The organism is Nonomuraea aurantiaca (assembly GCF_020215705.1).
Classification (GTDB): Bacteria; Actinomycetota; Actinomycetes; order Streptosporangiales; family Streptosporangiaceae; genus Nonomuraea; species Nonomuraea aurantiaca.
Genome location: NZ_JAIWNB010000054.1, coordinates 22,816 through 31,094 on the forward strand (window position 1 = coordinate 22,816; position 8,279 = coordinate 31,094).

The 8,279-nt window shown below is 67.6% G+C and carries 7 protein-coding genes and 2 pseudogenes; 2 read left to right on the forward strand and 7 right to left on the reverse strand.

The features are described 5' to 3' along the window. Positions 1–578: 578 nt before the first annotated feature. On the reverse strand, positions 579–3,548 hold the full coding sequence (locus tag LDL49_RS53630) for a Tn3 family transposase (RefSeq protein WP_225302679.1): 2,970 nt from the start codon (positions 3,546–3,548) through the stop codon (positions 579–581). Positions 3,549–3,733: 185 nt separating this feature from the next. Between LDL49_RS53630 and LDL49_RS53635 the strand changes: the two genes are divergently transcribed. Then, on the forward strand, positions 3,734–4,252 hold the full coding sequence (locus LDL49_RS53635; protein ID WP_225302684.1) for a Tn3 family transposase: 519 nt from the start codon (positions 3,734–3,736) through the stop codon (positions 4,250–4,252). Positions 4,253–4,308: 56 nt separating this feature from the next. Here the strand turns inward: LDL49_RS53635 and LDL49_RS53640 are convergent, their stop codons facing one another. Then, positions 4,309–4,632 (reverse strand): cupin domain-containing protein, encoded by a 324-nt coding sequence (locus LDL49_RS53640; protein WP_225302680.1) that lies wholly within the window; start codon positions 4,630–4,632, stop codon positions 4,309–4,311. A 70-nt stretch (positions 4,633–4,702) separates the two neighbouring features. Between LDL49_RS53640 and LDL49_RS53645 the strand changes: the two genes are divergently transcribed. Then, entirely contained in the window at positions 4,703–5,677 is a 975-nt protein-coding gene (locus LDL49_RS53645) for a helix-turn-helix domain-containing protein (RefSeq protein ID WP_225302681.1), read from the forward strand. Between the two features lie 312 nt (positions 5,678–5,989). Here LDL49_RS53645 and LDL49_RS58955 read toward each other — a convergent pair whose 3' ends face one another. The 5 genes and pseudogenes from LDL49_RS58955 to LDL49_RS53670 all read right to left on the reverse strand — a co-directional run. Then, positions 5,990–6,475 (reverse strand): winged helix-turn-helix transcriptional regulator, encoded by a 486-nt coding sequence (locus LDL49_RS58955; protein ID WP_308016307.1) that lies wholly within the window; start codon positions 6,473–6,475, stop codon positions 5,990–5,992. Further along, positions 6,417–7,046: a hypothetical protein gene (locus LDL49_RS58960; RefSeq protein WP_308016308.1), complete on the reverse strand. Its 630-nt coding sequence runs from the start codon at positions 7,044–7,046 to the stop codon at positions 6,417–6,419. Before LDL49_RS58960 ends, LDL49_RS58955 begins: the two co-directional genes overlap by 59 nt. Beyond that, positions 6,973–7,602: pseudogene (locus LDL49_RS53660) on the reverse strand (DUF4158 domain-containing protein); the annotation flags it as partial. The gene LDL49_RS58960 and the pseudogene LDL49_RS53660, both read right to left, overlap by 74 nt. Positions 7,603–7,614: 12 nt before the next feature. After that, positions 7,615–7,725, reverse strand: coding sequence for a DUF4158 domain-containing protein (locus LDL49_RS53665; protein WP_225302683.1), 111 nt, complete (start codon positions 7,723–7,725; stop codon positions 7,615–7,617). Positions 7,726–7,986: 261 nt separating this feature from the next. After that, positions 7,987–8,149 (reverse strand): annotated as a pseudogene (locus LDL49_RS53670) (IS5/IS1182 family transposase); the annotation flags it as partial. Positions 8,150–8,279 lie beyond the last annotated feature (130 nt).

An 8,279-nucleotide genomic window follows, 5' to 3' on the forward strand; every position in this document is an offset into this window, starting at 1 on the left:
GTTAGTCCGGACGACCATGAGCCCCCGGTTCCGGACTGACTTGTCGAGTCGCAGGTCACGCCGGACTCCTCCGAAATCACGCACCGGACCTGACAAAGAGGAAACGGATAAGTCAGGCATCCGGACGGCGAGTTAGGTCCGCGAGACGAGCAAGCCGCCACCCTCATCCGGGGAGGGGGATGGGGAGCCAGTGGGGGAGGGCGGCGCCAGGACCCACGGCGGCACGACCACAAGAACGCCCCGTGCCCGTCGGTGGAAGGCCGACGGGCATGGGGCGTTCTCTGCTGCGCGATGGGCGGTGGCGCGGGGATCAGTCCCGGGAGGCCGCCAGATGAGGACGAAGCATCTAACGTTCATGTACCAATCTGATACAGTCAATCTACCCGTACCAGATTGGTACACGGAGAGCGGAGGGATGCCTTGAAGATCACGACGCGTTCAGGCAGCGGCGATGAGCAGAGTGTCATGGTCTCCTATTCACGCGAGGCGGACGACCCGTGCGGTGTGCTTGCCACGCTGATCGACACCGGCGGCCTCGGGCGGCTGCTGCACGAGCTCGGCAATCAGGAGACCATCGATCACCTGCCGGACTCGGCGACGGACATGACGGAGACTCTCCACGTGGTACGCGACGCCCTCGCCGCCTTGGAGGCCCGCCGGCGCTTGCTCATGACTGCGGCCCGCGCCCGCTTCCGCGGCGACTTTCCGGTACGGGACCTTGCCGAGCATGCGGGGCTTACCACCATGACCGCACAGCGGCGGCTCGAAGAGGACCGGGAACGGTGGCCCGGTCTGGCACCCGAGGCGGGCAACGAGGTGCGGGTGCTCCTGACCGTCGGCGACCGGGCGGAGCTGATCAGCGCCAAGCATTCACCCTCCGCGCCATTGCAGGTCCCCGCCGCACGGATCGCCGAGCAGGCGGGCTTACCGGCGAACGAGTTGCCCGGCCGCCGTTTCCGCGTTGATCGGCTGTCTGACACGGACGCCGACGGGTTCACCCTGCTGGACGACCCTCGTCGGTGATCGAGTCCTCCGCCCGGGGTGCTGCTGCCGGGCACTTCCGAGCGCCAGAACCGCTGGTCGCCCAGGTCGGCGAAGCGGGGCGCGAACCGGGAGCCCAGCATGGAGAAGATCCCGAATACCGTGTCCGAATCGGACGCCTGGTCGGTCGTGACGACCTCGGGCTGCGGCCCGGCGTCGATGTTGATCAGGGTGTCGAGGATGTACAGCGAGTCGCGCGGCGTGCCGGGCACGACCATCTGCCCGATCCCCATCACTTGATCATTAACGGCGTTCAAGAGCGTCAGGCCGCGCTTGTACCCGAAATACTTCGGCGAGGGGGCGGCGTTGATCGTCTGGACCGGGACGACGAACCGCAGCTCATCGACCGAGGCGAGCAGCCCGCCGCCCCACAGCGCCACGATCGGCACGCCGCGCTGGGCCTCGATCAGGATCGCGTTCGCCGCGGCGTGCGTCTCGGCCCGCACGTAGTTCTGGTCGACGTGCGAGAGCCGGCCGCGGGTCAGCGCCTCGTCCCCGTCCTTAATCACCGGGGTGAGGCCGACGTTGCAGGCCTCGCTGATCAGCAGCGCGACCAGGGACCGGGGCAGGTCGTGCATGCGGGTGGAGATGTCGGCCAGGTGCACGTAGGCGTCCAGGAACCCGGTCCAGGAGTGCACCTCCAGCAGCAGTTCGGGCAGATCGATGCGCGGCAGCATCACCTGGCAGGCCGCGCGCAGCCACTTCAGCGACGGGCTCTCACCCAGCGCGCCGAGCTTCTCCACCGACAATCGGGCGTGCCCATCGGCTGGCGTGACCACCCGGACCAGGGCGTCGTCGCCGGCTTCTTCGAGCCGGCCGGCCATCTGCCTCCATGCCGCGTCCAGCGCCAGCAGCTTGGCGTCCAGGTGGGCCTCGACCGGGTCGGTGAGCGACAGGGAGGCCAGCACGTCCTCGCTGATCGCCTCCCACGCCTTGCCGTCCAGCAGATGAGCGCGCGGGTCGGCCCACCGCAGCGACGGCGCGGCGAACACGTCCCGGACCTGGAGCGCCCGAAACAGTCCCTCCAGGACACAGACCACATACGCGTCGCGGTCCACCGCGCCCTTGGGCAGGTCGGGGTTGGCAAACACCGGCCGCTTCCAGGCGGCCGTCACCAGGGACGCGTCGATCTCCTTCGACGCGAGGGGCTTGCGAGAGACGTGCCGGCGCGTCAGCTCCGGCAGAGCACGCACTGCGGCCAGGACCTTGCGGCCGCCGACCGCCGCGCCCAGGGCCTTCGACTCGCCCAACAGCTTCAAAAACGGGCGGACGGTGGTGTACTTGTCGACCAGCGCGGAGCGCAGCGCCGCCTCGGCCGCGCCCTCATCGTCGGGGACGAGCTCATCGACCTGTTCCAGCGCGGCCAGGACCTGCTCCTTGCTCGCCCCGGCTTCTGCGGTGACGGCCGTCCACAGCGCCGCGGGGTCCAAGTCGGCGCCCGCCTCGGCGACCAGGTCGAGCTGCTCTACCAACACCCGGCCCGCTCGGGACAGGAGCCGGGATGCCTTCTCCAGCTTCGGCAGCATCGACAGCCGGTCGCCCGAGGACTTGCGGCGCGCCGGCGAGATCAGCCGCAAGGCCATCAGCAGCGCGAACAGATCGAGCGCGTCGTCGATCGCCTCGGCCTCCAACGACCGGGTCACCGCCAGCATCGTCGCTGTCTTCCTCGGCTCGTGCAGCCGCGCCAACAGTGGCGCCTTGCTGCCCGCCCCGTACTTGGCGAGCGTCTTCATCCGCCGGACCGGCACCTTGTCAACGCGCACCCGCCCTAACCGGAACCGGGCGATGTCGTCCACCCGCTGCAGTGCCCGCGCCATCTCCGTGCCCGACTGCCGCTTGGGCGCCTGCCGCAGCCGCTCCAGCTCCGACATCCGCGCCCCCGCAGGAACCACCAGCAGCCCCGACAGCTCCCGCCGCAACGCCGCATCAGCGCGCTCCACCTGACGCGCCACCGTCGCGTACAAGCGCTCATCGGCCTGCCCCCGGACGCTGGCCACCAGCCGTTCCAGCACCGTCGCCCCGGGCATCAGCACCCGATGCCGCCGCAGCCACGCCACCGACTGATCGAACAACGCCGTCGGCCCCTCGGCATGCGTCCACGCCCGGCCGTACAGGAACGTCCGGAACCGCTTCGCCAGAACCCGCCCCTCCCACGACTCGTGATCATCGAAGTCGTGGTAGCCGTAAGCGTCCCGGATCATCCACGCATGCTCGTAGGCCGTCTTCAACCGCTCGGCGTACCTTTTCACCTGCGAGGGATCGCCGATCCCCAACTGCTCGGCCAGATAGTCCACCACCGGCCACGGCACCGCCAGCGGGTCCTCCAGGAACAGACCCTTGTAACGGACCGTCCCGATTTGGACGGCAACTCCCAGTCGATGCGAGTCCTGGCGTGACTTCGCGATCACATCCCGATCGAACGCGTCCAGGAAGAAGAACTTCTCCAGATCCGACAGCGGCGGCAGCTCCTCGAACGCCGTGTACGCCCTGACCTGGTCATCAGACAAAACCCCACAGGCATGGGTGACAACGGTAGACATGATCACTGATCACCGTCAAAGCGACGATCACGTCAGATATCTGAATTTCACGGCCGATCTGATCACACACCGAAGCCAGACAGTCACACTTCGCTCAAGATCATTCTCAGCGCCAACGGCTGTTCCTGGCTTCCTCAACCCCGGACCTCGACATCAGCCTGGCCGCGCTGACGGTGGCGCGCTCGTGCAACGTCGGCTTGATCCCGGTGATCAAGGCCGGGACGCCCGCGCTGACCGCGGCCCGGCTGATCGGCGTGGAGAAGGGCTACTTCCACGGCGAGGGCATCGCGGCGGCGTCCGGGCGGCTGGTGGACAAACAGGGCGAGATCCACATCACCGCCGACTGGGACGGCGGGCTGGTCGCGTCGGTGGACGGGATGCGGTTCGTCGTCCCGGTACGGTCGTTATATGCCCGGCCGTCCCCTCTCTATTTCGGTGTCGGGAAGAGGCCGCGGGGTGCCACCTGGTTGAACGTCGTCTCGGACAAGGTGATGGGGTTGGGCGGGCTGGTGGTGCCCGGCACCCTGCGCGACTCGCTGTACATCCTGGACGCCATCCACCGCCTGGACGCCACCGAGCAGCCCGAGGTGGTGGTGACCGACACGGGCAGCTACAGCGACCTGGTGTACGGCATGTTGTCGGGGAGTCCATGGGTGCGGTGCTCGCCCTGACCACCGCGGCCGATCTGCCGGAGCCGGCCTGGACCTGCTGTCGAACTCGCGAAAGGCTATTGGGTGAGAATGCTGATGCCGAGCATGCGCGCGCCCGACTCGGTGCGCGGGCGGTGCGTGCTGCCGGGCGCGAACACCACATAGCTGCCTGGCCCCAGGCGTTGCCCTCGGTCGATGAACTCTCCCGAGATCACGTAGTAGCGTTCCTCTCCCTCGTGCACGTCCACCTCGGGCCACTCGGTCCCCGGAGCGAAGTCGTACATCCACCCGCGCGCCCATTCCGTGGCCGGCAGGCGCCGCCGGGTGATCCCAGGGACGACCTCCACCGGTTCGACCTCGTCAACGTGCAGGATCTGAACATCACTGGACTCGTGCGTCATGGACCCATCGTGGCAGCGCCGACCGTACCGGCCTAGTGTCTGAAATGACGCTTAGGAGTACTTTTCTGCCATGAGTCCTCATCGAGTGGTCGCCCTGGTAATGCCACCACAGTCCACGTTCGAGCTGGCGTGCGCCGCCGAGGTGTTCGGCATCCGCCGACCCGGTCTGCCCGGCCGTTACGACTTCGACGTGTGCACGGAGGATCCGGGCGCCGTGCCGACCCTGGCGGGCTACGACATGCTGGTCAGCCAGGGACTGCTCGCGGTCCAGACTGCCAACACCGTGGTGATCCCCGGCTGGCATCGCAGAGAACAACCCGCCTCACCCGCCGTGATCGACGCCGTACGGCAAGCCCGCCGGCGCGGCGCCCGCATCGTCGCGATCTGTTCCGGTGCCTTCCTTCTGGCGGAGGCGGGACTGCTGGATCACCGCAGGGCGACCACCCACTGGCGGATGGCCGCCGAACTCGCCGCTCGCTTTCCCGATGTCCAGGTCGAGCCCGACACGCTGTACATCGACCTGGGCGACATCGCTACCAGCGCCGGCACCGCCGCAGGCATCGACCTGTGCCTGCACCTGGCCCGCACCGACCATGGCGCCGCCCACGCCGCGCAGATCGCCCGGCATATGGTCATGCCGCCGCACCGCGAGGGCGGGCAGCTGCAGTATGCCGCCCCTGCCCTCACCGGCCACCCGCCGGAGTCCCTGGCTGCCATCCTGGACTGGGCCATCGAGAGGCTGCACGAACCGCTCACCATCGACGACCTCGCCGCGCAGGCCAAGATCTCCCCGCGCACGCTCGCCCGCAGGTTCGCCGACCAGCTCGGCATCGCCCCCGGCCGATGGCTACTCCAGCAGCGCATCATGGCGGCCCGAACCTTTCTGGAAGAAACAGACCTCCCTGTGGAGACGATCGCGACCAGGGTCGGCCTGTCCTCGGCCGCCAACCTGCGTAGGCGCTTCCACGCGATGGTGCACACCACACCTGCCGCCTACCGACGTTCCTTCGGCCGCCATACCGGCGGGACGCGACCGAGCGTCTGAGGCGTCAATCGCCGTATCTCCCCGACGCACAAGAACGTATCAACCAACTCCGCAACGGCACTGGCCAAGCTCACGACCAAGCACGGCTGGACCATCCGAGACGAACCCCGCTGACCAGCGCCTCATTGCTTTGCGAAATTTCCGGCCGGATATGACAAACGCCGCCAATTGCATCTGATGCGAATTCGCGACTCTTTGCGAACCGTCACCGACGTGTGGGCGACTGAGTGCGTCGACTGCGTCGACCAGCAGCGATAGAGCGCAGCGGCAGGAATGCCGATAGCGACTGGAGGTGCATGGCTGTCAATTGATTCAGGTCTTCTCTGCGAATGACCTGCGGATGCCCCGGTGGTCGAAGTTCTCGCGTGCTTTTATGATGTCGGGCACGTGTTCGACTGACCATTCGGCGATCGCGTTGGCCAGGTGCCCTGCGCTGACCCCGAGGTCGGTGAGGGCGTATTCCACTCGAGGTGGCACGGTCGGGTAAACGGTGCGGCGTACCAGGCCATCGCGCTCCAGAGCGCGCAGTGTCCGGGTGAGGACCTTCTGCGTGATGCCATCAAGACGACGTCGTAGCTCGTTGAACCGCAGCGGACGCTCCTGCAGCTTGAGGATGCCGAGAACGAGCATGGACCACTTGTTGGCAAACGTCTCGATAACGGTGCGCGAGGGGCAGTCTGGCCGGTAGGGCCCCACCATGTTCGGTGGGACATCAGCAGTCACAGTATCTCCGGGGAACCTAGATTTCAGGAAGGTGCCTTCTTCCCAAATGGTACTGACCTCTTCCAGGATCATCATCGAGAAATGTTGGCTCTGCGAGAGGAACATCGTCGATGCCTGAGTGGATGCGTGCTGTGAGCCAGCGCGTTTTTGGGGGCCCGGAGGTGCTGGAGGTGGTGCAGGCCCGTCGGCCGGAGCCGGGCCCGGGCGAGGTGCTGGTCCGGGTCAGCGCGGCGCGGGACATGACCGCCTCGATCGCCTCCCACACCTCCGCCACCCGCGGCTCCTCCTCCGGGCCGCCCCAGCCGTCGGAGGCGAACAACGCCTCCACTGCGACCGCCAGCCTGGCTGCTGACTTCGCCAGCTTCGGGTGCTTGCGGACCTTCTCCTTATTGGAGGCGTTCTGCGCCTTGTTCACCAGCTCGGTCGCCATCAGCAGGTCCAGCAGCTCCAGGGCGTCGTCGACCGATTTGCCCTCCAGGTGCCGGACCGTGGCCAGCAGCGTGGCCAGTCGGCGGCCGTCCGGATGACGGCGCAGCGCGGAGGCGTCCGCCCGCATCCCGTACTTGGCGAGCTCACCCAGCCGGCGCGGCGGCACCAGCGCCTCGGCGCCCAGGTCCGCAAGCTCCAAACCCTCGATCTCCGACACCTGCTCCAGTGCCTTGATGATCGTCGGACCGGACGCCCGGGGCGGCACGCCCTTGCGCCACCGCTCCAGATCCGACACCCGCGTTCCCGCCGGCCTCAAGCAGCTGGTCCAGGACATACCGCTGCCCGGCCGTCATTAGCCCCTCCAGTACGCCCCACAGCCGCTTGGTCGTGTCGTCGCGGACCTTCGCCACCAGCCGGGCCAGCGTCGTCACGCCCGGCAGCAGCACCTTCCGCTCCCGCAGCCACCCGATCCCGTCGGTGAAGATCGCCTTCGGTCCGTCGCCCGAGGTCCAGGAACGGGCCGCCACCCACGCCGCGAACTCGCCGCCAACGTCGGTGAAGTCCTTCCACCCATACGTCCGCCGGATGTCCCGCTGGTGATCGAACGGAGTCTCGCGCCGCTCGGCGTACCGCTTCACCTGCGAGGGGTCTTCGACCTCCAGCTGCTCGGCCACGAACTCCAGCACCGCACCCGGCACATCCAGCGGGTCCTCAAGGAACGTCCCCAGCCACCGCACCGTCACCAGCTGGAGCGCGAACCCGAGCCTCATGTGCTGACCACGCCGCTACGCGACCTGCGCCCGGTCCTCGTCATCGAGGAAGAACACCCGTTCCAGATCCACCCGCGACGGCAGCCCCGCGAACCGCCCGTACGCAGCAGCCTCATCATCGGTCAAGAACTCCACCGGCATGCCGCAAAGTAGGGTCAACCGGCAGGCAGGTCACCTACGGTGATCAAACCGTTACAAGATCCTCGCCCATTCGACGCTTCACCCGGATCGGAACGGCGAGTGGCGGTAAGCCGCGTCCCGACGCCTCACTAACGCCACTGACCGTTCCATTGCTGCTCAACCCCCGTGACGCGAAGGAATGACGACTGCCTCCCCGGAGTCACCGGGCCTTGGGCGGGCGGCCGGTCCGGCGGCGATCCCATCGCTGTGCTTGCTGCCGGCCCGTCCTCGATCGACCGGGGACGGGCCGGTCTACGCCCCCTTTTAGCGCTCTGATGTGGGAGGAGTCCACTGCGGCGCGGGAGAAGTCGAGAGCGTCGGCAGCACGTAAGCGGTCCAGCAGCACCTCGTGCAGACGCTGCCAGACGCCGACTGGGCTTCCCCTTCTAGCGTGGAGATCTGACCTAAGGAGAAGGTTGGGTCGTGGGAGAGACCAGACGCAGGTTCGATCCGGAGTTCCGCGCGGGCGCGGTGCGCATCGTGCGGGAGACAGGAAAACC